The organism is Reichenbachiella sp., from assembly GCF_965223055.1.
Classification (GTDB): Bacteria; Bacteroidota; Bacteroidia; order Cytophagales; family Cyclobacteriaceae; genus Reichenbachiella.
Genome location: NZ_CBDCVM010000011.1, coordinates 618,769 through 643,315, shown reverse-complemented (window position 1 = coordinate 643,315; position 24,547 = coordinate 618,769). Strand labels below are relative to the sequence as shown.

At 43.0% G+C, this 24,547-nt stretch carries 10 protein-coding genes and 1 pseudogene; 8 read left to right on the top strand and 3 right to left on the bottom strand.

What is annotated here, in order from left to right; genetic code table 11:
* The 3 genes from ACOQO5_RS14100 to ACOQO5_RS14090 are packed head-to-tail and all read right to left on the bottom strand — an operon-like array spanning window position 1 to window position 4,720.
* On the bottom strand, window positions 1-684 hold the full coding sequence (locus ACOQO5_RS14100; RefSeq protein ID WP_420582328.1) for a response regulator transcription factor: 684 nt from the start codon (window positions 682-684) through the stop codon (window positions 1-3).
* Window positions 677-2,257: a sensor histidine kinase gene (locus ACOQO5_RS14095; protein ID WP_420582327.1), complete on the bottom strand. Its 1,581-nt coding sequence runs from the start codon at window positions 2,255-2,257 to the stop codon at window positions 677-679. The genes ACOQO5_RS14100 and ACOQO5_RS14095 overlap by 8 nt, the downstream gene beginning before the upstream one ends.
* A gap of 51 nt (window positions 2,258-2,308) precedes the next feature.
* Window positions 2,309-4,720 carry an ABC transporter permease gene (locus ACOQO5_RS14090; protein ID WP_420582326.1) on the bottom strand — a complete coding sequence of 804 codons (2,412 nt, stop codon included), beginning with the start codon at window positions 4,718-4,720 and terminating at the stop codon, window positions 2,309-2,311.
* 240 nt (window positions 4,721-4,960) lie between these two features.
* On the opposite strand from ACOQO5_RS14090, the gene ACOQO5_RS14085 reads away from it, so the two are divergent.
* The 8 genes and pseudogenes from ACOQO5_RS14085 to ACOQO5_RS14050 all read left to right on the top strand — a co-directional run bounded on the left by ACOQO5_RS14085 (window position 4,961) and on the right by ACOQO5_RS14050 (window position 24,524).
* Entirely contained in the window at window positions 4,961-5,650 is a 690-nt protein-coding gene (locus ACOQO5_RS14085) for an SGNH/GDSL hydrolase family protein (protein WP_420582325.1), read from the top strand.
* Between the two features lie 96 nt (window positions 5,651-5,746).
* Window positions 5,747-6,436 (top strand): SGNH/GDSL hydrolase family protein, encoded by a 690-nt coding sequence (locus tag ACOQO5_RS14080; protein WP_420582324.1) that lies wholly within the window; start codon window positions 5,747-5,749, stop codon window positions 6,434-6,436.
* A 365-nt stretch (window positions 6,437-6,801) separates the two neighbouring features.
* Window positions 6,802-10,035, top strand: a complete 3,234-nt coding sequence (locus tag ACOQO5_RS14075) for a SusC/RagA family TonB-linked outer membrane protein (RefSeq protein ID WP_420582323.1) — start codon at window positions 6,802-6,804, stop codon at window positions 10,033-10,035.
* A gap of 4 nt (window positions 10,036-10,039) precedes the next feature.
* Complete coding sequence (locus ACOQO5_RS14070; RefSeq protein WP_420582322.1) at window positions 10,040-11,719, top strand: SusD/RagB family nutrient-binding outer membrane lipoprotein; 1,680 nt, start codon at window positions 10,040-10,042, stop codon at window positions 11,717-11,719.
* 22 nt (window positions 11,720-11,741) lie between these two features.
* Window positions 11,742-13,493 (top strand): hypothetical protein, encoded by a 1,752-nt coding sequence (locus ACOQO5_RS14065; protein ID WP_420582321.1) that lies wholly within the window; start codon window positions 11,742-11,744, stop codon window positions 13,491-13,493.
* Window positions 13,494-13,815: 322 nt separating this feature from the next.
* A pseudogene (locus ACOQO5_RS14060) lies at window positions 13,816-16,866 on the top strand (putative Ig domain-containing protein); the annotation flags it as partial.
* 501 nt (window positions 16,867-17,367) lie between these two features.
* On the top strand, window positions 17,368-20,280 hold the full coding sequence (locus ACOQO5_RS14055; protein WP_420582553.1) for a discoidin domain-containing protein: 2,913 nt from the start codon (window positions 17,368-17,370) through the stop codon (window positions 20,278-20,280).
* A 506-nt stretch (window positions 20,281-20,786) separates the two neighbouring features.
* Window positions 20,787-24,524, top strand: a complete 3,738-nt coding sequence (locus ACOQO5_RS14050; RefSeq protein ID WP_420582320.1) for a T9SS type A sorting domain-containing protein — start codon at window positions 20,787-20,789, stop codon at window positions 24,522-24,524.
* Window positions 24,525-24,547 lie beyond the last annotated feature (23 nt).

Here is a 24,547-nt window from a genome sequence, read left to right as displayed (position 1 = left end):
TCAATCTCCAATCATTTTATATCCCATTCCATGTACAGTCAAGATTATTTTTGGGTCATTAGGATTCGTTTCTATTTTTTGTCTTAGTCTAAGAATAAAATTATCTACCGTTCGGGTCGTAGGAAATTCGTCATACTTCCAAATATTCTTGAGCAATTCGTCCCTGCTCACAATTTCCTGCTGATGGTCTTTCAGGAACTTCAATACTTCAAACTCACGGTGAGACAATTTGACCTCTTCCTGATCAACTCTGGCAATAAAATTTTTGAAGTCTACCTCCATCAATCCTATTTTTTCGAATTGAGAGGTATTTACTGCACCTTGGGTTCGTCTCAAAACCGCTTTGACTCTGGCCAGTAGTTCTCTCAGGCTAAAAGGCTTGGTGATGTAGTCATCCGCACCTAGCTCTAGCCCCAACACGCGATCAATTTCTTCACCTTTGGCAGTAAGCAAGATGACTGGTACTTTGTTGCCATCCATTCTCAATTTTTTGCATACATCGAATCCCGAGAGTTCGGGCATCATCACATCCAATACTATCAAGTCATAGGATTGGGCTTGCACTTTTTGGAGTGCCACTTTTCCATTTTCCGCCTGATCTACCTCATATCCCTCGAATACCAGATTGTCGGCCAGGCCTTCTCGCATAGCAGGCTCGTCATCTACTACCAATATCTTATTCATTACCATTTTCATTTAGAGGAAACTTTAAAGTGAACGTACTACCAAGATTAGGTTTAGATTCTACGGTCACTTCTCCTTGATGTGATTCCATAATATGTTTGACCAAACTCAGACCCAGGCCTGTGCCTTTGGTTTTTTGAGTCAATGCTCCTTCTACTCGATAGAATTTATCAAATATGTGTTTTTGGGCAGCCTTAGAAATACCAATGCCGTTGTCTTTTATGCTACAGCAAGCAAAGCCATTGACTTCAAACGTGGAGAGTTCAATCTCGTTTTGTCCATTGCCGTATTTCACGGCATTTTCTATCAGATTGGACAGAGCTTCTTCGAAGGCCTGATCGTCTACTAATATAGAGAGTGGGACTTTGGAGAGATGGAGTTTGCATTTTACTTGATGCTCCATGAAATAATGACTGAAGTTTTCGTGAATTCTTTTCGCCAATGTATTCAGTTCGCTTTTTTCTAATCTATAAGTTTTTCGGTTGCCCTCAATTCTGGAAAAATCCAGGATGTTGTTGACAAGAAACGTTAGCCTGCCCGATTCATGATGAATGGTCGAATAGTATTGTTTTTTCTTCTCTTCGGAAGGCACCCTGCCCAGCATCAGCGTTTCGGCATACATGCGAATGAGTGATAAGGGAGTCCGTATTTCGTGAGAAACATTGGACACAAAATCCGATTTTAACTGCGCCACCTTTAGTGTGTTTTTGATATTGCGAATCATCAGGAATGCTCCTATCAACACCACCATAACCGAGAAAAGTAAGAAGTAAAGGTTTTCACGCGATCGGTTTTGGATCAAATCTGTATAGCTTTTGCCCTTGGATTGAATATACAGATAGGTGTCTGGCAAAATCCATAGATTTCTTCTGATGAACTTCTTTTTTAAGCTGAAAAGCGTGGTCTGATAAAATAGGTTAGGAGACTGTTGGGTTTCTTCGTGCCAGTTGCCTACGGCTATGGTGAACTGATCTTGGTCTATTTTCTGCATTTGTAGACCCAACACCTGCTCAACCCAGAATTTTTTTTCTAAAATGAAAAGTGCGTTATATAAGATGGAATCTTCATCATATACCATCACGGTGACACCTGTCTGATCTGCACGAAGTCCCGATATGGTTTTCCAACCATCAGCTGGTTGAATTTTTTGAAAACCAGCAGCCAAATATTCAGACAGTCGGTTGATTACAGAGTCTTTTCGATCGTACCAGTCCGCGACTTTTTGGTAAGTACTGTCATTTATTTCTACGTAATCATTGGCATATATACTGTCTTGCTTGGTTTGAGTATTTCGTAATACCAGCATCTGGATGGACTCATTGCCGATGATGAGTTGGGTCACATTCTCATCCAATGTGTTTTGCTGATCGGCTAGTTGACGCATCCACCGGTTCATCATGTCATCGGCATATTGATTGAGAGAAAACAAGATGACATCGAGCTGTTTTTCATAAGCTGCTGCCGCCATTTTTTCATCCTCATCGAGCGACCGCACCTGAAGAAAGGCATAGACCAAAAGTGGAGCTACGGTAATGATTAGAATTAGAAATAAGGCTCGAACTTCTTTGGTCATTAGCGTGAATTATTTGCACAAATAAAAGTAAAACAATTGTTGAGGTTTATTCTATTCATTACGCAATGTATCTACAGGGTTTGCTCTTGCACCACGATAGATCGTAATGCTGGTGGTTGCCAGACCGATGATAAATATGGTAAAGGCACTAAGCACGACCGGGGTTAATTTTATCGGAATGTGAAAGGCATAAATCAAATCCAAAATCCAGGCCGTACCATAGTAGCCACCTACGCTGCCGAGTATAGCAGCGATCACTAAAATATTTACAAATTCTTTGTTGAGTAAAACGAGGATGCTTGGCATAGTAGCGCCCAATGCCTTGCGAATTCCCAATTCTTTGGTTCGTCGGGCGATATTCAGCGAAGCCAAGGAGTATATTCCTGAAGCTGATAGTAATCCACCGAGCACAGTGAGAAACAGGAAGATCTTTTTCAAGTTGCCATTGGTTTGATTGCTCTCTGCAAGTAGAATGTCTTCTTGGTAATGACTGGAATATGGTTTGGTCGGGTACATTTGTTTCCACTGCTGTTCGAGATAGTCATTGATCTCAGTTAGATCTTTTGCATCTGCTCTAACGATCATATTTCTCCATCGGTCTCCTACGGTGGCATAGAAGATGTAAGGTTCGGGTTCTTTAGATCTGAAGACATTGTCAACAAAATCCTCGATGACTCCCACGATCTTTCTTTTTTGCTCTCTCACAGTAACATATTGACCTATAGGTTCTCCTTGGATGTTTAGCGTTTTCAAAAACTGCCGGCTCACTACAGCTCCCTCGTTGAAGTCATTGGTCTTGCTGTGATCTAGTGGCCTGCCTTGAATAAAGCTAAAATTCATGCTTTCGAAATAGTTTTGTCCAAATTCTAAATGCCTGACTTCCACTTCTTCTCCCTGAAACGATATTGGGTTTGGATAAGTGCTATATCCTATCTGATGTTCTGTAGCTCCTACTTCTTGCACTTTGGGGTGGAGTCGGGCCTTGGCCGCTAGCGCTTCATATTCTTTTTCACTTTTGATATCGACCAGCATGAGTTGATCTTTTTGGTAGCCAAAATCAATGTTTTCTTGAAATTTGGCATTCTGAATAAAGACCACGCCCCCGATGAGCACCATCACTGAAATGGCAAACTGCATCGAAACTAAAGATCGGGTGATAAAATTTGAGCCTCGGATTTGAATCTTCCCTTTTAGCAGGGTAGTGGTGTTGAGTTTGGAGCTGACTATGGCTGGATAAATGCCAGCAAGGACAGCGGTAATGATAACCAAAAGGAGCAATGTCAGCGTAAGGTTTACTGAACTTAGATCCTTTATGCCATAAGGCAAATCCCACATCGCCGTAAACTCTGGAACGATAATCGTTGACATTAAATAACCTGCAAATAAAGCGAGTAGCGCCATGATGATTGTTTCCAGTAAGAATTGAGTCGTAATTTGGCGTTTGTTGGCACCGAGTGATTTTCTTACGCCTATTTCTTTGAGTCTATAGGCCAACATCGAAATGGATGTATTAGTTAGATTGAAACAGGCAATCATCATGATCATCGACGCCAGGATGATAAAGACTAGCAGTGGTTCTATTTCGATCATATTGTTTACATAACTCCAGGTCAGTGTAGTTGGATCAATTTTGGATTTAAAAGGCTCCAACGTTACTTTTTCAACCACTTGTTCTTTAAATGCATCATTTCTTTGAGGAAGGTATTTGTCAAAATAGGAAGCGATTTCGTTGGCTTTAGTTGGGTCTTCCAGTTCTAAGAAAGTGGCGGGAACATTCCAGTCCCCCCAAGGCGACTGATCCAGTGCCCGCATTTCTTCAAAGTGCTCAAAGCGCATCAGCATAGGTATGTACAAGGAGTTATTTACCGGAACTTTCTCTAATACACCTCCTACGGTCACTTTTTTCACGACCCCACGTGCAAAACTTAAGGTCAATACTTTACCAATTGGGTCTTCATCTCCAAAGTACTTTTCTGCGTTTCTCTTGCTTAGAAAAATGCTATGCAAACTGCTAAACGCCTTGTGATCTCCAGCAATAAGTGGGAAATCGAAAAAATCGAAAAAAGCACTGTCTGCATACGTGATATACTCACCAAAAGTATTGTTAGTCTGGGTGGCTTCGTTGATGTAGCTCACACTGGCTCCACCTCCCTGACTACCAGCAAAGCGTACGAATCTTCTTATACCGGCAATGTCTTCAGTTGCCATGGGACCCACGGGAGATGGGGTGCTCACCGCCTGTCTGAAATCTGATCCGTTGAGAACCACATGGGAGTGTACACGAAAGATGTTTTTTACCTTTTCATCTTTATGAAAGTCATCAAACTCTATATTATAAGCTACGAGTATATAAGCGGTCAGGCAGCACGCCATGGCAATGCCTAAACCTAGCGTATTGATGATCACATAATTTTTGTTTTTGAGCAGATTGCGAATAGCAATGAGTAGATAGTTTTTGATCATGAGTTTAGCGTTTGGTCAAAGAAACGATGGTTTGCTTTTTCTTGTGTTCAAATTATTTCAATCCTTGTTTGAGAATGTCAAAAGATGTCACAATTCAAAGAAAATAATGCAATTCAACAGAACAAAGACCCCTGATGGTGGTAATGGTTTCCTTTTTTGCAGTAGAGTTAGGGGCGAAGGAGGCACAGTTGTTAAGAATACAACCGAAGAGCAAATTAGTTACAAACAAAATTATCAATTATGAAAATTTTCAAGTTTGCTATAGCTGCTTTGGCTATATTGTTCTGTGCGAGCATATCCAGTTGTGCCGACGATTCCGAGGAACTTCCAAATCACAAATCACCTTCTAATCCTATTATTGATTACTCAGATGATTCAGATCTAAATCTTACAGATGCCAATATCTTGTTTATCGGCAATAGCCTCACGTATACAAATGATTTACCTGGGTTAGTGAGACAATTGGGTAAAGTAAATGGGGCGGATATCGGTGTCAAGTCTGTAACCAGAGGTAACTATGCTTTGATTGATCACTGGAATGATGGTGTGATTCAAAAGGAAATTGCTGCTGGGCAGTTTGATTTTGTCGTGGTGCAACAGGGGCCATCTTCGCAAGCATTCGGTCGAGAGGTGCTCATTGAATATGGGAAACTGATCAACGATCTATGTGAAAAGCACGGAGCTAAAATGGCTTATTACATGGTTTGGCCTTCTCAAACTTATTACCATACATTTGATGGCGTGATCAAGAATCATGAGGACGCAGCGGCCATCAATAAAGCGCTACTGTGCCCCGTTGGCCGTGTTTGGAAGCAGCACTTTGATGCCACCGGCGATTATTCTTATTATGGTGGAGATGGTTTTCACCCATCATTGAAAGGCAGTCAGGTGGCGGCAGAGGTGATTGTTGAGAGTTTGTTTAATCAATGACAATATGATTGAAATTGAAGATATAGGGGTTGTTCTCACTCTCAGTAAGGGTTTCACATGGTAATCATGTTAGGATCAAGACAACAATAAAAGGAAATGACAGCAACCAACCAAAAGTGGATCATTCTCCTAGCCCTCCAGTTTTTGCTAAGCTTAGCTGGGTGTAAGGACGACGCTGAACCAATCTCAAATTCGGTAAATAACAGCAAACCCAATATATCAGTAAATGAAGGCCCTGATCTATCTGCTACGGACTTTAATATTTTGTTTGTAGGCAATAGCCAGACTATTTACAATGACCTTCCAGGTTTGGTAGTAATTGAGGGTGAAAAAAAGGGGGTAGACATTGGAGTTAGATCCGTTACTACTGGTGGATATACACTAGAAAGGCACTGGAACAATGGAATTCTACAGAATGAAATTGCGTCGGGACTCTTTGATTTTGTTGTGATTCAAGAAGGCACTTCGGCCAGTCTAAATGGGAGGGCCAATATGATTAAATATGGCACGAAAATTAAAGAGCAATGTGATAAATATAACTCGAAGCTGGCATTCTTCATGACGTGGCCTTCAGTGAATAATTACCACAGATTCGATGAGGTTATTCGAAATTATCGAGATGTAGCCACAGGCCTGGATGCGATTTTGTGTCCAGTTGGGGTCGCCTGGAAGGAGTATATCGATGCCACAGGAGACTTCTCCTATTATGATCCCGACGGAAGCCACCCATCATTGGCAGGAAGTCAAGTAGCGGCGGAGGTGATTTACTCCACATTGTTTGAATGATTCTGTTCAAAGGGATGTTTGTGAGATTTCTTGGCTAAATTAAGCTGTTAGTGTGATCTACAAGTAAGAAGTCGGTGAATCTCTCTGGAATTCTAACTGCTCGATCAAATGGTCTTTGGCCTTTCACGAAATAAATTTCGTCATACGCAAATGTTCATTCTCTAAAAAAATTATTAAATTCCGGACTTCTTCTGGTGCTATCAGATGTTTTCATAGCTGCCTTTCTGGAGATACCCTTCCAATCTATTTAAACTCCCACACCTAACTTTTTTATAAGACTGTCTTCAAGAAGCAGGACAGCACAGCATAGTTGTTTTTTTGCGCGAATTTAATTTAGTGCAAATTCTAAGCAGAATGATCAAAGTATGAAGAGACAATACGTAATTAAATTTCAGAAAATAATTGGACTCATAGTTGTCCTCTTATTGCCTATGGCTTCAGTCTATAGCCAGAGTAGAGTGATTAAAGGGAGTGTAGTTGAGTCTGGTTCGGGTGCAACTTTACCTGGAGTAACCATCCTTGCAGCAGAAGGAGGAGCTGGAACTGTCACTGACATAGACGGCGCTTTTTCTATTGAAGTAGGAGCCGAAACCAAGAGTTTGCAGTTTTCTTATGTCGGTTTTTTGACACAACAAGTAGAAATCGGAAACCAGCAGGTCATCAATGTTACACTTAAGCCAGATATAGAAGTTTTGGAAGATGTGGTCGTAACCGCACTAGGGATATCTAGGGAAAAAGAGTCGTTGGGATATTCTGTGACCGAAGTGGATGGAAAAGAATTAGCACAAATAAAGACCATCAATCCGGTCAATTCCCTTTCAGGAAAAGTAGCTGGGGTAGACATCAGTCAGCCCAATACAGGCGCTGGTGGTTCGTCGAAAGTGGTTATCCGTGGTAATTCTAAAATAACAGGTACAAACCAGCCATTGTATGTGATCGACGGAGTGCCAATGGACAACAGCAACTTTGGAGAAGCCGGAGAATGGGGTGGAATTGATCAGGGAGACGGTATTTCTTCAATTAACCCTGATGACATCGAATCGATCTCAGTACTAAAGGGACCCGCTGCGGCTGCGCTCTATGGTTCGAGAGCTGGAAATGGTGTAATCATGATTACTACCAAAAAATGGAAAGAGTCAGGAGGCAATAATTTTAGCGTTGATTTTTCCTCATATTTTACCGCAGAGCAGGTGGTGGGACAATACGAGGACACCCAAAAAATCTATGGTCAAGGTATTAACACGCCTCCGAGAGACCAGGGTGAAGCTACCAGTATGTATAGCTGGGGAGAAAAATTAAATCCTGATTTGAATTTTATTCAATTCGATGGTCAATTGAGAGATTATGGCATCAAGCAAGACAACATCAAATCATTTTTCCAAACAGGTACTACCCTGAGCAATACCATTGCCTTTTCCGGAGGAAATGAATTTGCCAACTTTCGTTTTTCTGGTTCTGATATGAGAATGGAAGATGTAGTACCCAATAGTGGTTTGGTCAGAAATTCTTTCACACTACGAGGAAATATGAAAATGTGGAAAAAATTTACGGTCGATACCAAGTTGACTTACACTAAAGAAAGTGTGGATAACAGACCGTTTTTAGGGCGCTCTGGCTCAAACGCAGCCCTGCCTTTGATGCAGTTGCCACTTAATATTGATCAAAAATGGCTCAATGAAAGTAGAGTGGACGAATCGGGTGAGTATGTCTACTGGCATTCAGATTCAAGAATTATCAACCCATATTATGCGCTGTATAATATGAAGAACAACTCTGATAAAAATCGAGTCTTGGGTTATTTATCATTGGCCTATGATTTTACAGACTGGTTGAACTTGAGAGTAAAAGCCGGGGGAGATACATATGCTTATAATTATTACAATTATGCTCCTTATTCTACCCCGTTACAAGAGTCTGGAGAAATGTCAGAAATCAATTCAAGAACAACCGAAACTAACGTTGATTTTCTATTAACTGCCAAGCACGCAATTGGCAATTTTGACGGTTCACTGAGTTTGGGAGGCAATAGTAGACATTACGATATTTCTACAGTTCAAACCAATGGTAGGGGTCAGGTATCGCACGGTATCATATCCATCAACAACTATGGTGAATATTCCGTTTCAAAAACTAATCCGAGAGGTAAAATCAACTCTTTCTATGCATTTGCAAATGTGGGATACAAAGATTTTGCCTTCCTGGATGTGACCGCCCGAAAGGATTGGGATTCTACGCTGCCAGACAACAACAACAGTGTGTTGTATCCATCGTTTACAGGGTCTTTTGTCTTTACAAATGCCTTGAATCTCAAGTCTAACCTTTTGTCATATGGTAAGTTCAGAGCTTCATATGCAGAAGTTGGAAATGGTACCGAACCTTACGGATTGGATAGAGCTTATTCCCCATATCCATATACTTTGGATGGAACTACTTTTTCGACTGAGTCTGGTACGGTGATACCAAACCCAGACTTAGTGGCAGCACTAACCAAGGGGTATGAGTTTGGACTGGAGTCCAAATTTTTCCAATACCGTGTGGGAGTAGATGTTACTTACTACAACCAGACTACTTTCAATGAAATTGTGAATTTACCGGTATCATTGGCAAGTGGAGGGAAAGCTTATAAGCGTATCAATGCTGGAGAGATCAACAACAGCGGTTGGGAAGTGATGCTGAACATAGAGCCCATCAAGACGAATGACTTTCTTTGGGATGTCACTTTAAATTGGGCTCGAAATAGAAATTCAATTGTAAAGCTCCATCCAGATGCGACTACTCAGGAGATTTCTCGAGCTTCTTGGATCAATTCTTTAATCAGAGCTGAAGAAGGAGGTGCGTATGGCGATATCGTAGGGTTCGATTTCAAACGATCTCCTTCAGGTGAGCCGATCATGGATGAAAGAGGGCTTCCAGTTGTAGGTAATGAGCAAGTGGTGCTAGGCAATGGACAGTATGATTGGACCGGAGGTTTTACTAATAAATTAAGTTATAAAGGATTCGGATTGAAAGCTCACATCGATATGAAGTACGGCGCTGATTTGTTGTCCATGACTAACATGAAGCTTTACCAATACGGCCGTCATATTAATTCAATCGAAGGTCGCGAAGGTTGGTCACAGTCAGAAGCCGAAAGACTAAAAGCTAATGTGCCAATAGATCAGTGGATACCTACAAATGGACTTCTGGCTGAAGGAGTGATTGAAGAATTGGCGACAGACGAAAACGGAGCCCCGATTTTAGATGAGAACGGTGAGCAGACCTTTACGTATCGGCCAAACGATCGTTATGCCAATCCAGTAGACTATTATGGAAGAATTGCAAATAGCAGTATCCTGTCACCTTTTATCTATGATGCTTCTTATGTAAAACTAAGAGAGGTGTCTCTATCTTATGCATTTCCTGCCAAATTGATCCAATCGACCGGATTTATTACGTCAGCCACCATTTCGCTCATTGCGAGAAATGTTTGGACTATTTGGTCCAATGTACCCAATATCGATCCTGAATCGACCTATACTATCAGTAATGGTCAGGGCTATGAATATGCTTCTCTGCCTCAAAGAAGAAGTTTAGGTTTCAACCTCAATATTAAATTTTAAGAATATGAAGACGAATTATAATTTTTTAGTCTTATTGCTATTGGTGGTTAGTTTTTCAAGCTGTGATGATTTTGATGACTTGAATCAAAATCCTACCAGCTCTACAGTGGCTGACCCAGCTTCGCTGATTTCCACGGTGCAAATCAGACATTCTGGTGAGCGAGAAGTGACCTGGCGATCGACTTACGCCTACCACATGGGGATCATGCAAATGGTGACCGGCGGAGAAGCTGATAGAGGTCAGATCTATATACACACACCTTTCTATTTCGAATATTTGTGGAATGCCTCTTACAAGAATCTGAATGATTTGGAAATTGTGATTGAGGCAACATCAGGTGATGAGTCGAATGTCAATTATCTGGCGATGGCCAAAATACTGAAGGTAATGATTTTTGCACAGCTCACAGATTCGTACGGAGACGTTCCTTACTTCGAGGCTTCCAAAGGTTATTCCGAAGGTATCATCAAACCTCAATACGATACACAGCAAGACATATACAACGACTTTTTTGTGCAATTGGATACTGCTGTTAGCTTACTTGATGCAAATAAGCCGTTGCGTGGGGATTTGATTTTTGAAGGAGATGTGAACCGATGGGCAAAATTCGCCAACTCCTTGAGGTTGAGATATGCCTTACGGTTGGTCAATGTAGATGCAGCTAAAGCTCAGCAAGAAGCACAGCTGGCACTAGATGCCGGCGTCATGGAAGATTATTCTGACGCAGCCTATGTGGATCATGGGGACTTTGGTGTTTCTACTAGCAGTACTCAGGAAATCAGAGGAAATGCCTTTTCACAAGTCCAGCACTTTACGACCAACTACACGTTGGCTTGTAAAACCTATGTGGACTATATGAAGGATACAGTAGGCACTACCGACGAAGTGAGGGACCCAAGACTACGAAGTATGTTTGGCATCTATGGCGAGGCCAATGGGAAAACAACTCCGGATAAATCCAAATCAACTTTGGAAACAAGTGTGGAGGTCACCGATGAATACATTGCTTCGGAAGGCAAGCTAAGAGCATTTCCTCCTGGTCTTCAATGGTACAACAATACCGACGATTATGATCTGGCTCATTCGGATTTGGTTGTCACTAAAAATGGACAGGATATTTACATGGAAAAAAGATTCAAATGTCTGCAGATCAATAGAGAACTCACGGCACTGGATTTGCCAGCTATGTATATGTCTTATGCTGAAGTAGCATTGTATAAAGCAGAAATGGCCGCCAGAGGATGGGGAGGCACTGGTATTCTCACTGCACGCGAACATTTTAGTGAGGCAGTGTTGGCCAATGCAGCCGAATTAGTAGAAGTGATGGGAGCCAGACCAATTGCTGGTGATATACAAAGCTATATCCTGGAAATATGGCCTACCGGTGGAGTGCCTAATGAACTAGAAGTCATCAACCTACAGCAGTATGTGGTGAATTTCTACAACCCTACGGAAGCCTACTCCAATTGGAGAAGGACAGGATATCCGCTATTGGAGCCAGCAGATCACCCGTTGACGGACCCTGCTTTGAATGGGCTCATACCAAGGAGAATGCCTTATCCTGCTACAGAAATAAACTTCAATGCAGAGCATGTGACTCCTCACTTAAGTGAAGGCTTGAACGACTGGGGTGCACCAGTATGGTGGGATGCGAGTCGAGACAGGGGAGTGTTGATCGATTGATTAAGAGAAAACGTAAAAAATTATGAAAGTTAAAAATATATTTATCGCGTTTGTTGGCTTCGGCTTATTGTTGTTAGGGTGCGCAGAGGATTTCGAAAACCCTTCCTTGGACGATTCCGATTTGGTCATATACGAATTAGGTTATGGCGGAAATTTAAAAAGCAAAGCTTGGAATGGATATGAGGCTGATATTGGAGATTCTTTGATATTGGATCTTCAGGTGAGTCCAAAGGAAGGCACAGATGTACGCTACATCTTGTTGGATGATGATGGAAACGAAGAGGTTTTAAGCACAGAGTTGCGATACATTTTCTACGCTGAAGAGGAAGGTACGCAGTTGACCTACTTCATTGCTGATCGTGGCACTGTAGCTGATACCGTGGCCATCAATTTCATCGCCAATAAGCCCGGTACTTTTACCAGTAAGTTTAATGACTGGCAGACCTTAGCGTTTGACGAAATGCAAACGGGTACTTTCACATTTGAATTTGATATGATAGCTAGCAAAGACAATATCGATGCGGTAGTCGGTTTGACCAATTCGTCGGCAGTGACAAATTATTCTGCCCTGTCGGCCATTGTGAGATTTGACCGTTCGGGAGTGATTGATGCATATAACGATGGATTTTATGATCATGAAGCAGAGGTGAATTATACCGCTGGGGCGACATATCATGTGAGAATGGAAGTTGACGTATTTCAAAAATTATATAGTGTATATGTTACCGATAAGAATCTGAATGAATTTAAAGTAGCGGAGAACTATACATTTAGAAACAAAGCGGCCAACCTGACGGCCATGGCCCTGGTCGCAGGTGATTGGCAGTTGGATGACCCAGGTACACACAGAGTATTTAATACTCAACTGACCTCTCATACTCAAAACCTTAAACCTTCTATCAAAAACATCGAAGATGTATTGATGGTCGAGGGAGCGTTTCAGCAAGTATTGGTGGAAACGTCGGATCCATTTGGAGGAGCAGTGACTCTGGAGGCCAAATTTTTACCAAGATATGCATCGTTCGAAGATTTAGGTAATGGACAAGGGTTATTGACCTTAAATCCTTATCAGGATTGTTCGGAATGCGATGTTGGTGATGTTGAGATCGAAATAGTTGCATCCAGTCTTTCAGCAAGTAATTCACAAATTGTGAAAGTAAGTGTCATTAAAGCTGAAATATTGATGGGCCATATAGGAGATGCAGAAGTTTGGTTTGGAGAGTATGCCAATGATCCAGCCAATGTAAATCCTTGGAGAAACGATACTCAAATAATTATTGGTGGAGGCTCAAACTGGCAAGATCCTGACAATGATATTTATGATCTTACTGGCGTATTCCCATTTGAAATTCCTGATATGCAGCCAGGAGAGCGATTTACTTTTGCAGCATTAAATATGTTTGTGAAAGATATATCTCCTTGGGCTGTTCAAGAATACGACTTATATGGCTTGCCTTACCGTACGAGTGAATTCGTACTAGGTACAGACTACTATCAAGGAACCTATAATGGAGATCCAAATGCAACCGCACTCCAACAGCGATTTGCTAACGAGAAAACAGCCAGCGATGCCACATTATTTACTAGTACAGAAGGAAGTCAGGCCGTACTAGACTATCTCAATGCGCAGCTAGTTGCAGGTGCCCAACCAGGAGACTTCGTGTTTTTCAGAATTAGCGTAAGCGTTGATGATGCACCTACTTTTGGTAGAATAATCATGTGGAGCTCAGATGTGGCTTCGAAGGCACCAAGACTGCTGTATGATATTAATTAATTGAGATAAATAATTAGACTATTTAGTGAAGTGGTTAAGCCATTCCGATAATCATCGGAATGGCTTTTTGTTTTTAGGGCAAATTGCTTGGTTAGCCTGTGCCAGATATTAGGTGTTTCCATCATTTTGTTTAAAAGTCTCATCAAAATGTCTATTCCGCAAATCATCTGATTAGAGAATATTTGTTAAAGTGGAAATTGGACTCGTATGCAAATGGCCAGTAGCATCAGTCAAATCTGTGAATAAATATTAAACAACCCGACCCATTCACTTCACAATGCCCACTAACGAGAAAAATTAATGTTTTACAAAAACGCATGATATGAGGAAATTACTACAGTTAATTTTGGGTATTTCGATGATTATTGGGACCAATGCCAATAGCATCGCAAGTAGTACCAAACTTTCAAATTTAGTCCTTACTGGGACTTCACAAATTGCGGCAAGCGCCGATGATAATTCGGTGAATAACAACGGATCCATGCAGTGGGTCGGTTATGCTACGCATCGTCTGGGTACCAACAAATACACTTGTGCCATCATACCTTTTCAATTGCCTGTATTAGCAGCTGGAGAACAGATTGCCACAGCCTCTTTTACCACCTATTTGGTTGGAAAATCAGGAAATCTTTCGGACGAAGTAGATGTATATGCTGTTCCTTATCAAGCCTCATCAGCTGTTTCAGGGACTGATTATTTTGGAGGTACTTATGGAAGTGACGCTGGAGCCACAGCTATTCAACAGGCCTTTTTCACAACCAGTAGTTCTACAGGATCTACCACCACGGATGCAGCAGCCAATACTGCGCTTGCCACTTTCCTAAATGCACAATATGCCAATGGAGCAGTTGGTGGAGAGTATATTTTCATCCGACTAAATATGGATGGCAATGCAGGTTCTAATTACAACTATTGGGACATCGCTTCACAAAATGGAACAACCAGTTCACAGCGACCATATCTCACGATAGATGTTCAATCATCTAGTAATACGGCGCCAGCAATGGCAGCTATTGCTGATCAGTCGATACAAGAGGGAGCTAGCAGTAATGTAAATATCTCAGCTACCGATGCTGATGGAGACGCACTTACCTTATCTGCATCCAATTTACCTTCATTTGCTTCATTGACAGACAATGGAGATGGCACTGGACAAGTTTCTTTTCAACCAGCAGCAGGTGATGCTGGTACGTATGCCAACATCACCATTACTGCCAATGATGGTACAACTACAGACAGCCAAAACTTCACATTGACGGTTACATCTGCACCTTCCAATTCCGCTCCGGTATTAGCAGCGATAGGTAATCAGAATGTAAATGAAGGTAGTAGCCTAACAGTAAACCTATCAGCTACCGATGCGGATGGCGATGCCATTACACTTTCAGCATCTAATCTGCCTGCCTTTGCTTCCTTGACGGACAATGGCAATGGGACTGGTACCATCTCTATAAACCCTGGAACCGGTACTGCAGGATCGTATACTGGCATCGTGGTGAGTGCTTCTGATGGGTCTGTCAGTTCACAAGAAACCATCACGATCACGGTGAGTACGGCTCCGTCAGGCACGGTGTACTACCTCGATCCTGTCAATGGAAGTATGGCCAACAATGGCAGTCAGGCTAGCCCTTGGGGTTCGTTGGCAGCTGTTGCTTACGTGGCGCCAAGTATCGCAGACGGTGCTACTTTGTATTTGATGGATGGTGATCATGGTACGCCATACATTCAGAATTATTACTTTGCCAATGGCATTACGATTACTCCATTGCCAGGTCACAACCCTACGGTGACCAGTATCAGTCTAAACAACTGTACCAACTGGACTTTTGATGGCGTATTGGTAGATGGCTCTAATTCTACCCTGATCAAAGAAGGATTTTTGGTCACTGGCGATGCCAATTCGAACCACATCACATTCCGAAATTGTACCATTCAGTCAGCAGTGAGTTCTTCCACCTGGACCAAAACAGATTGGTACAACAACGTAAAAAGTGGTATAGACATGCGTGCTGAGTATATCACCATTGAAAACACAACGATTAAAAACATTTACCATGCCTTGTCTCTGAGAGGAGATCACAGTACAGCTACTGGCAACCTGATTGACAACTTTGCCGGAGATGCGATTAGAGGCTTGGGTAGTTTCTCTACTTACGAATACAACACGGTAAGAGATTGTTATATCGACGACTATGCCATCCAGCATGACGATGGGTTTCAGGCGTACAATCTGGACTCTGATCCTAAAATTGAGGGCGTTACCCTACGTTACAATAAGATTCTTCTATTCGAAGACCCTATTACTCAATTTGTCATTGACAACAACTTGATTGGCACCCTGATGCAGGGGCTGATCATTACAGATGGCTATGCAGACTCATGGGTGGTAGAAAACAATCTGATCGTGAGCCAACAAGCACACGGCATATCGCTGTACGGCGCACGAAATAGTAAAGTGCAAAACAATACGGTGGTGCAACATCCGTATTTCACAGACACTACTGTGCCGAGAATCTACCTGGATGATCAGGGAAAAACCGGCCAGACTAATTTCAATAATGTCATCAGAAATAACATCGCTGGTCAGTTTACCACCTGGACTTTTGATGCTACATCTACTGTTCAAAACAATGTAGATATCACCACCAATGTAAACAACTACGCGCCATATTTCGCTGATTATGCCAATCTTGATTTTCATCTCAAGGCGGGTAGCGGCGCTATCGATGCGGGCGTAAATACAGATGTGACCTCCACTGATTTGGATGGCAATGCCAGAGTCGCAGACGGTACGGTAGACGCAGGTGCCTATGAGTACAACAGCGGTACAGGAGGCAATGCTCGTCCGGTCTTGGCAGCAGTGAGCAATGCGCAGCTCGATGAGCTGGCAAGCATCACCAAAAACCTGAGTGCTACCGATGCAGATGGAGATGCCATCGTGCTATCCGCTACTAGCCTTCCGTCTTTTGCCACGCTCACGGACAACGGCGACGGCACGGGGACTCTTCAGATCAATCCTCAATCAGGTGACGAAGGCAGTTATAATGTAACGATTTCGGCCAGCGATGGTACCGACGCAGATACCGAGGATATTACCATCACGGTAAATCCTGAAGGAGGCGCAAACGCAGCCCCAGTACTGGCTACCATCGCCAACCAGAATGTGGAAGAGGGAAGCTCAGTCACTGTCAATATCTCGGCGACAGATGCCAATGCAGATGCGCTGACTTTTTCAGCAGCAGGATTACCGGCTTTCGCTAGTCTGACGGACAATGGTGACGGCACAGGCACGATGACCATCAGCCCGCAAACAGGAGATGCAAGCACGACCAACGTGACCATCTCTGTGACCGACGGTACGGATACCGACGACCAGGTCGTGGTGATCAACGCTTATTCGCCAGGGACAGTCGTAGGCAACACCTACTATATCGATCCAGTTGGTGGCAACAACAGCAATGATGGAAGCCAGTCGAGCCCATGGGCCTCGATCCAAGCTACTTCTATACAAAATGGTGACTTGGTTTATCTCATGGATGGCAACTTTGGCAATGTTTATATAGGAAATATGGCCCGCACGGAAGATGTCATTTTCAGGGCACTTTCAGGACATACACCGGTTTTTTCTAAGTTGACCATAGACAATAGCCAGCACTTGGTGTTCGATGGAATTACCATCGATGCCTCAACAGCCGGGTTGGGCAAAGAGGAGTTTATGCTCACAGGTAATGCCAACACGACACACATCACGATTAAGAATTCGACGCTAAAATCGGCAGATGATATTTCTACCTGGACGAAAAATGATTGGTACGCCAATGTGGCCAGTGGAGCGGACTTTAGAGGTGGAAACATCACTTTCGAAAATACGCTCATGACTAATGTCTATCACGCCCTTTCATTGCGTGGAGACTATTCGTATGTGGCCAATTGTACCATCGACAATTTTGCTGGCGATGCAATCCGTGGACTGGGAAGTTTCTCTACTTATGAATACAATACGGTCAGAGATTGTTATATCGATGACTATGCCATTCAGCATGATGATGGATTTCAGGCCTATAAGCTCGACGGAGATCTGAAAATCGAGAGTGTGACTTTGAGGTACAATAAGTTTTTGCTTTTCGAAGATCCGATTACCCAATTCGTGATCGACAATGAGTTGATTGGTACACTCATGCAAGGCATCATCATTACCGACGGATTTGGAGATGGCTGGGTAGTAGAAAACAACCTGGTGATGAACGACCAAACGCATGGTATCACACTCTACGGTGCCAGAAATTGTAAAATTCAAAACAATACCGTGGTGCAGCATCCGCACTTTACGGATGCTGATTTGGTGCCATGGATTTCTTGTCAGGCACAAAACAAAACTGGCCAGGACAATTTCAACAACGTGATTCGCAACAACATCGCAGCGAAGTACACCACCTGGACATTTGATGCGACTTCTACCGTAGAGGGCAACATCGATATTGATCAATCAAATTACAACAACTATCTGCCTTACTTCGAGGATTATGTAAATGGTGATTTTCACCTGAAAGCTGGAAGTTTGGCGATCGATGCTGGCGTAAATTCTGATTTGTCAGCTACCGATTTAGATGGCAACGCAAGGCAGTTTGGCCCTTCGGCGGATGCAGGCTGTTTTGAGTACTCTGCATCTTCTGATAGCGTAGATCCAGAGCTGGTCGCTACCAACAACTCCTTTCTGGACGATGTATTCACTTTTAGCTTTAGCGAAAGCGTAACACCTGCTACAGCAGAGAATACAGCCAACTACAGCATCAATAATGGTGTGACGGTACAGTCGGCTACGCTGGAAAGCGACAATCGTACCGTAACCATGGAAGTGTCTACCCTTGGCGGAAATCAGGTGAATACGCTCACGGTGAGCAACGTACAAGACTATGCTGGCAATGTGATTTCGAGCAACAATACAGGTACGTTCAAGTTTACGTGCGATACCCTTTGGGCAAGCGCGTATCAGGACGACCAATGGGGCTACAACCCTCCGGCCGGTGCCATGGATGGTGATCTGAATACCAAGTGGTCTTCTGAGGGTACAGAATGGTTGCAGAAAAACTTCTGCAGCCCGGTGACGGTCACTTCAGTAGATATTGCCTTTGGATTAGGTGATGAGCGTACATACGATTTTAGTATTGAGCTATCTAATGACGGGGTGAATTACACGGAAGTTTATAATGGTACCAGCAGTGGCACTACTTTGAGTTTGGAAAACTTCGATTTTACCGATACGCAAGCACGATATGTGAAAATCATCGGCGATGGCAATTCTGCTTCTTCGTGGAACAACTACCAGGAAGTGCAAATCAATACCTCAGGTACACCACCGACGAATAATGCACCAGTGGTGGCCGGTATAGCTACGCAAAGTGTGGAAGAAGGCAACAGTGTGAACGTAACCGTATCAGCATCCGATGCTGATGGAGATAATCTGACCTTGTCAGCTACCAACTTGCCAACGTTTGCTTCTTTCACCGACAATGGTGACGGCACGGGCACAGTAGCGGTAGTAGCTGCAGCAGGAGATGCTGGCGTATATAGCAACATCACCATCACCGCCAACGACGGTCAGGCCAACGGCTCAGCCTCGTTCGACCTGACAGTGACTGCTCCTCAGGCTGGAAATACAGCACCAGAATTGGCAGCCATCGGCGACCAGTCGGTAGACGAAGACGGGACATTGAATGTCTCGATCACTGCTACAGATGCGGACAATGATAACCTGACGATCACGGCTACAGGCCTGCCTTCTTTTGTGAGTCTGACTTCCAATGGCAATGGATCTTCTACCTTGGCCATCAGTCCTGCTTCAGGAGACGACGGCGTGTACTCCAATATTGTTATCAGTGTGACAGACGGTACGGATACAGACAGCGAAACGATTTCGATTACTGTAAACGAGGTGGTGCAAGGTCAGTCTTTCACCATCTATGCGCACGACGATGATCAGGAAGTGCGCACCAACGGCACCACGCAGTGGGTGGGTCAAACCACCGCGCGAGTAGGTGGAGCGAGTTCGGCTTATGACGCGGGATTGATCATGCCATTCCAGCTGCCTACTTTGCCCGCAGGGCACGAAGTGGCCGAAGCATCTTTCACCATGAATCTGGTAGCGAAGGTCAACAGTCCGGCAGGAAACATGAACCTCTCCGGGGTGACCTACCGAAGTACCAGTGGGGTACAGGTGTCGGACTACTCGGCGTCGAGCACGCTGATCGAGACCGGATACATCACCAGCAGTACAGCTGCGGGAGTTGTAACTATCACAGATGATCAGCAGTTGGCAGATTTTATCAATGCGCAATATGATGCCGGAGCAGTAGCGGGAGATTATGTCTTTTTCAAAATTGAATCAGACATAGATGAGTCCAACTACTCATATTGGAACATGAGTACAGCTGACGATGGAAACAATAACAACAAGCCCACATTGACTTTAGTGTCAGGAAGTGATAGTGGTGCAAGGACATCAAAACTAGTGCTGTCTACGGAGATAGATGTAGTGAAACTTTCACTTTATCCTAACCCATTACAGTCCGGCGATCTTCATCTAACATTACCGACTGGGTTTAATGCTTCGAATGGAGTGATTAGAATTTTCAATAATGCCGGTCAAGTGGTTAGAATGATAAATATGGAAAACGAAAGCACAACGTCCTTTCATATTTCTAATCTAGACGAGATGAAATCAGGCATATACCTACTTCATCTTTCAGACGAACGATCGGTTCACAAGTCTCGGTTCTTAATAAAGTAAAAGGTATTCAGGTGAAACCCTTGAAGAATCAAGCAAGGGTTTCACTTTTTGAATGCATGGCAGGATAAGGCAGGATAAGAAGAGCTAGAAATGCACCTAAATTGTCATCACTTAAAGTATAATTCTACAACAACAAATTGTTCAATCGTTTCGGGGGAAATTATTGAATGTGATGATCAAGTGCAGTCTGCTGGGGGAAAATGGCAGCCTGCTACTTGGTTTTCAATTATACCATCCTAAATAAAGATAATACTCAACATATGAGTCTATGAATATAACACGCTAATAGCCAGCACCCTCCGAAAAAAATGAAGGGTTGCAGGGTAAGGCAGGACAGAGACACTTTGGAGTATCTATAGATTAGTATTTGAATAAAATTATTCACAACAACAACAAGCAAATCTTATTGTTTGAAAAGATAATAGGACTAAAGAGACAGTGGGTTCGGTATAGCCGAATCCACTTCTTCTCTACAAAACGAAACTTTTAAATTAACTATTAGTCGAATGAAAAAAATTATACAATTAAAGAGGGTAGTGCCCTTGATTTGGATGGCCATAATCGGCTTCTCCTTCCATGCCTCTGCCCAAATAGCAGACGTAACCAGTCAATTAAACACTTGGCAAACTTTTGATTTTGTAGAAGGTGTGCAGACTGGTGAATTTACGTTTGAGTTTGACATGACTGCTGAAAAGGTCAACATTGATGCTGTGACAGGTCTGACTAATGTAGCTGCGGTTTCTACCTATTCAGACTTGTCAGTAATTGTTAGATTCAATAGCTCTGGTATGATAGATGCTTATGATGGCTCTGGATATGCTAGTGAAAATGATCTAACTTATTCGGCAGGGACTACCTACGCTGTGCGAGTTGAAGTCGATGCTTCAACAATGTCTTATGATGTATATGTTACACCAGATGGAGGAAGTGAAATCACCATTGCAGATGGATATACCTTTAGAAATAAGGTGATTAATCTAACGGGTATGGCTGTAGTAAACGGTGACTTTAACGTGGCAGACCCTGGAAATCATGATACAGAAAATATTGTTTTAACTCACATTTCTGAAAATACAGATCCAGTGTTTGTCCAACTAGATGAACAGAATGTTAATGAGGGGTCGGACCTTGAAGTCACAGTGGAAGCAGTTGATCCACTTGATGCCGCTATCACTATGACACAAAGTGGACTGCCGGGTTTCGGGTCATTTATGGACAATGGGGATAATACTGCTACGATTAGTGTATCTCCTGAGGTGGGAGACTTGGGTCAATATACAATTACAGTAACAGCGACGAGTACAACAGGCACCAACACCCAAGATGTGGTGATCAATGTGAACGAATATTCAGAGATTTTTACAATAGAATCTGAGCCTGAGGATATTGACCTCTATTATCATGTAGATACAAGAAATCCAGCAGTACTCAACTGGGGCGGAACAGAGATGCTTGTTGGTGGAGGAGTAAACTGGCAAGATGCAGCCGACGAATATGACATGGCAGCGGTTATGCCATTTCAAATTCCAGAAATTCCACAAGGTAGTAATTCTTTTAAGTCGGCTACTTTTTCTGCTAATGTTAATTATGTCGTGACGTGGGCTTATGTAGACTACGATTTATATGGTTTGGATTATAGAGATGAACCAACAGTTCTAGGTACAGATTATTATCAAGGGGTTTATGATGGTGATGAAAACGCTACTGCGATACAACAAAAGTGGGCGGCAACTTCTGGTCCCACGAGTCAGACGGTGGAGCCAGGTGTAGTTGCAACTACAATTGAGGGTGGCGAGTCCCTGACTGACTATCTGAATGCTCAGTTGCTAGCTGGTGCAGAGCCAGGTGATTACGTTTTCTTGAGAATTAATGTAAACGTAGCAGATGCAACAACTTATGCAAGAATAGATATCGATAGTCATGAGTCTGACAACCCTCCAACCCTGGATGTAACTTTCTACCAGCCTCTATTGCTAGATCCTATAGGAGATCATGTGATCACTAGAGATGTGGAGACTACCATTGATCTGAATGCCACTTTTGCAGAGGCAGACCCAATGGTTTTCTCAGTAGAAGGAGAGCCTGCATTTGTAGCCTTGACTGATAATAACGACGGTACAGCCGTATTGACTCTTACGCCAGACGTAGATGATCTTGGAAATCATAGAGATATAGTCGTAACCGTGACTGCTGGTGAATACACCTACGAAGAGACAATCAATTTGACAGTGACGGAAGCACCAGAGGCTATCTATGTGGATGCAGCGGATAACTATACAGTTTTTGGTGAAGCATATGACCCTGCAGAAGCTTTTGTATGGGCTGGTGCTCCTGAGATATTAACGGGAGGTAGCAAGGTGGATGCCGATGATGTAGATGAGGCTGCAGTTATGCCTTTCGAGATTCCTGCTATTCCAGCAGGTATGGTGTTTGCCACTGCAAAGCTTGAATTTACTACTAATCAAATCCCTAGTTGGATGCCACAAAGTAACGATTTAACAGCTTTGCCTTATAGAGATGCTCCTACAGTTTTAGGAACAGATCATTACTCAGGAGAATATGGTGGTGATCCATCGGCTTATCCAATTCAGGAAAGCATTATCACTCCTACTACATTAGCTGGCGATCATGAAACAAGTGAAAATGCCAACCAGGCAATTGTAGCTTACCTGAACGAGCAATTGGCAGCTGGAGCTGAAGCTGGCGATTTTGTATTTTTCAGATTGAATGCGGACGCGGCATCTCCTCTAGTGACATATGCAAGAGTAGACATTGATAGCCATGAATCCAATGGTAATACTGGTGGTGCTTACCTAACAGTTACTCTCATGCCAAACAACGCACCAGCGATCGATGCTATCGCCGACCAAGCGCTTTTAGAAAGAAGAAGCCTGGAAGTAGATGTGGCAGCAAGCGATGCCGACGGTGACCCATTGGCATTTTCTTTGGCTGCAGGTTCGCCTTCTTTTATCAGTATCACTGACAATGGCGATGGTACAGCTGTGATAAACGTAAATCCTACAGCTACGGATGTAGGCGAAATCACCGTAGAAGTGGAAACTACAGACGGTTTGGTAAAAGCATCTCAGTCATTTACACTAACAGTTAATGCAAGCAACTTGCCAGTATTGGCAGCAATTGCTGATCAGTCAGTTCGCGAAGGGCTTTCTCAGACGGTAGCACTTAGCGCAACGGATGCTGATGTTGATGACGAATTGACACTTTCACTTTCGGATGCCCCGGAATTCGTAGTCTTGACTGACAATGGAGACGGTACTGGATCTTTAGCTATCGACCCAATGGTGGGTGATGAAGATACTTACGTAGACATTTCAGTAACTGTATCTGATGGTTTTGATGACGTAGAGCAGTTGTTTACACTTACTGTTAGTGCCAATGCTGCACCTGTATTAGCTGCCATTGGAAATCAGACGATGACTAGTGAAAGAACACATTCAATTGCTATATCTGCTACAGATGCTGATAGTGATGACCTGGAATTCAGCCTTGCTAGTGAGCATGCATTTGTGACGCTGGTAGACAATGGTGATGGTACAGGTTCAATCGAAGTAGATGGAGCTGATGTTTCTCCAGATGACTATGAAAATATTGTGGTAAGTGTTACGGATTCATATGAGTCAGTATCTGAAACTATCAAAATCACTGTAGTTCAAAACTCTCTGCCTTCTCTGACAGCTATTGGCGATCAGACAGTAGTGATAGACGAGACTACTGAAGTGGCCCTGAAAGCTTCAGACGATGATGCATCAGACCAGTTAGTATTTACTATTTCGGATAATGCTCCATCGTTCGTCAAATTGACTGATAACGGAGATGGTACTGGCAAGTTGACAATGACTCCAGTGGCAGCTGATTTAGGAGAGCACAAGGATATCATCGTAAAAGTAAGTGACGGTTTGGGTCAAGCCATAGAAACCATCGTGGTGACTGTAGAAGAAGCAGCAACTGTAACTTCCGTATCTCACTTACAAAAAGAAATGGCGATATACCCTAACCCAACGGTGAACAGAATGGTGAATGTTCAAATTCCTGCTGAGCTAAATGGAGGAAAATTGAGCTTATTCGGAATTACTGGAAAGTTGATGCAGCAGGTACAGTTGAGCGACACAGCATCAAAACAGCCTTATCAGTTGACCATCGACAGCTCTGTTCCAAAAGGACAATATGTGATGATATTATCTAACGCTTCATTAACAGTAACTAAGCGATTGGTTATTCAATAATAGCGAAGAGTCTATAATCTATT

What these genes read in the sequence shown, in the direction of transcription:
- ACOQO5_RS14085 (WP_420582325.1), top strand. Translation starts at nt 4,961, where the DNA reads ATGAAAATTTTCAAGTTTGCTATAGCTGCTTTGGCTATATTGTTCTGT.
- ACOQO5_RS14080 (WP_420582324.1), top strand. Translation starts at nt 5,747, where the DNA reads ATGACAGCAACCAACCAAAAGTGGATCATTCTCCTAGCCCTCCAGTTT.
- ACOQO5_RS14095 (WP_420582327.1), bottom strand. Translation starts at nt 2,257, where the DNA reads ATGACCAAAGAAGTTCGAGCCTTATTTCTAATTCTAATCATTACCGTA.
- ACOQO5_RS14050 (WP_420582320.1), top strand. Translation starts at nt 20,787, where the DNA reads ATGAAAAAAATTATACAATTAAAGAGGGTAGTGCCCTTGATTTGGATG.
- ACOQO5_RS14055 (WP_420582553.1), top strand. Translation starts at nt 17,368, where the DNA reads ATGACTAATGTCTATCACGCCCTTTCATTGCGTGGAGACTATTCGTAT.
- ACOQO5_RS14100 (WP_420582328.1), bottom strand. Translation starts at nt 684, where the DNA reads ATGAATAAGATATTGGTAGTAGATGACGAGCCTGCTATGCGAGAAGGC.
- ACOQO5_RS14065 (WP_420582321.1), top strand. Translation starts at nt 11,742, where the DNA reads ATGAAAGTTAAAAATATATTTATCGCGTTTGTTGGCTTCGGCTTATTG.
- ACOQO5_RS14090 (WP_420582326.1), bottom strand. Translation starts at nt 4,720, where the DNA reads ATGATCAAAAACTATCTACTCATTGCTATTCGCAATCTGCTCAAAAAC.
- ACOQO5_RS14070 (WP_420582322.1), top strand. Translation starts at nt 10,040, where the DNA reads ATGAAGACGAATTATAATTTTTTAGTCTTATTGCTATTGGTGGTTAGT.
- ACOQO5_RS14075 (WP_420582323.1), top strand. Translation starts at nt 6,802, where the DNA reads ATGAAGAGACAATACGTAATTAAATTTCAGAAAATAATTGGACTCATA.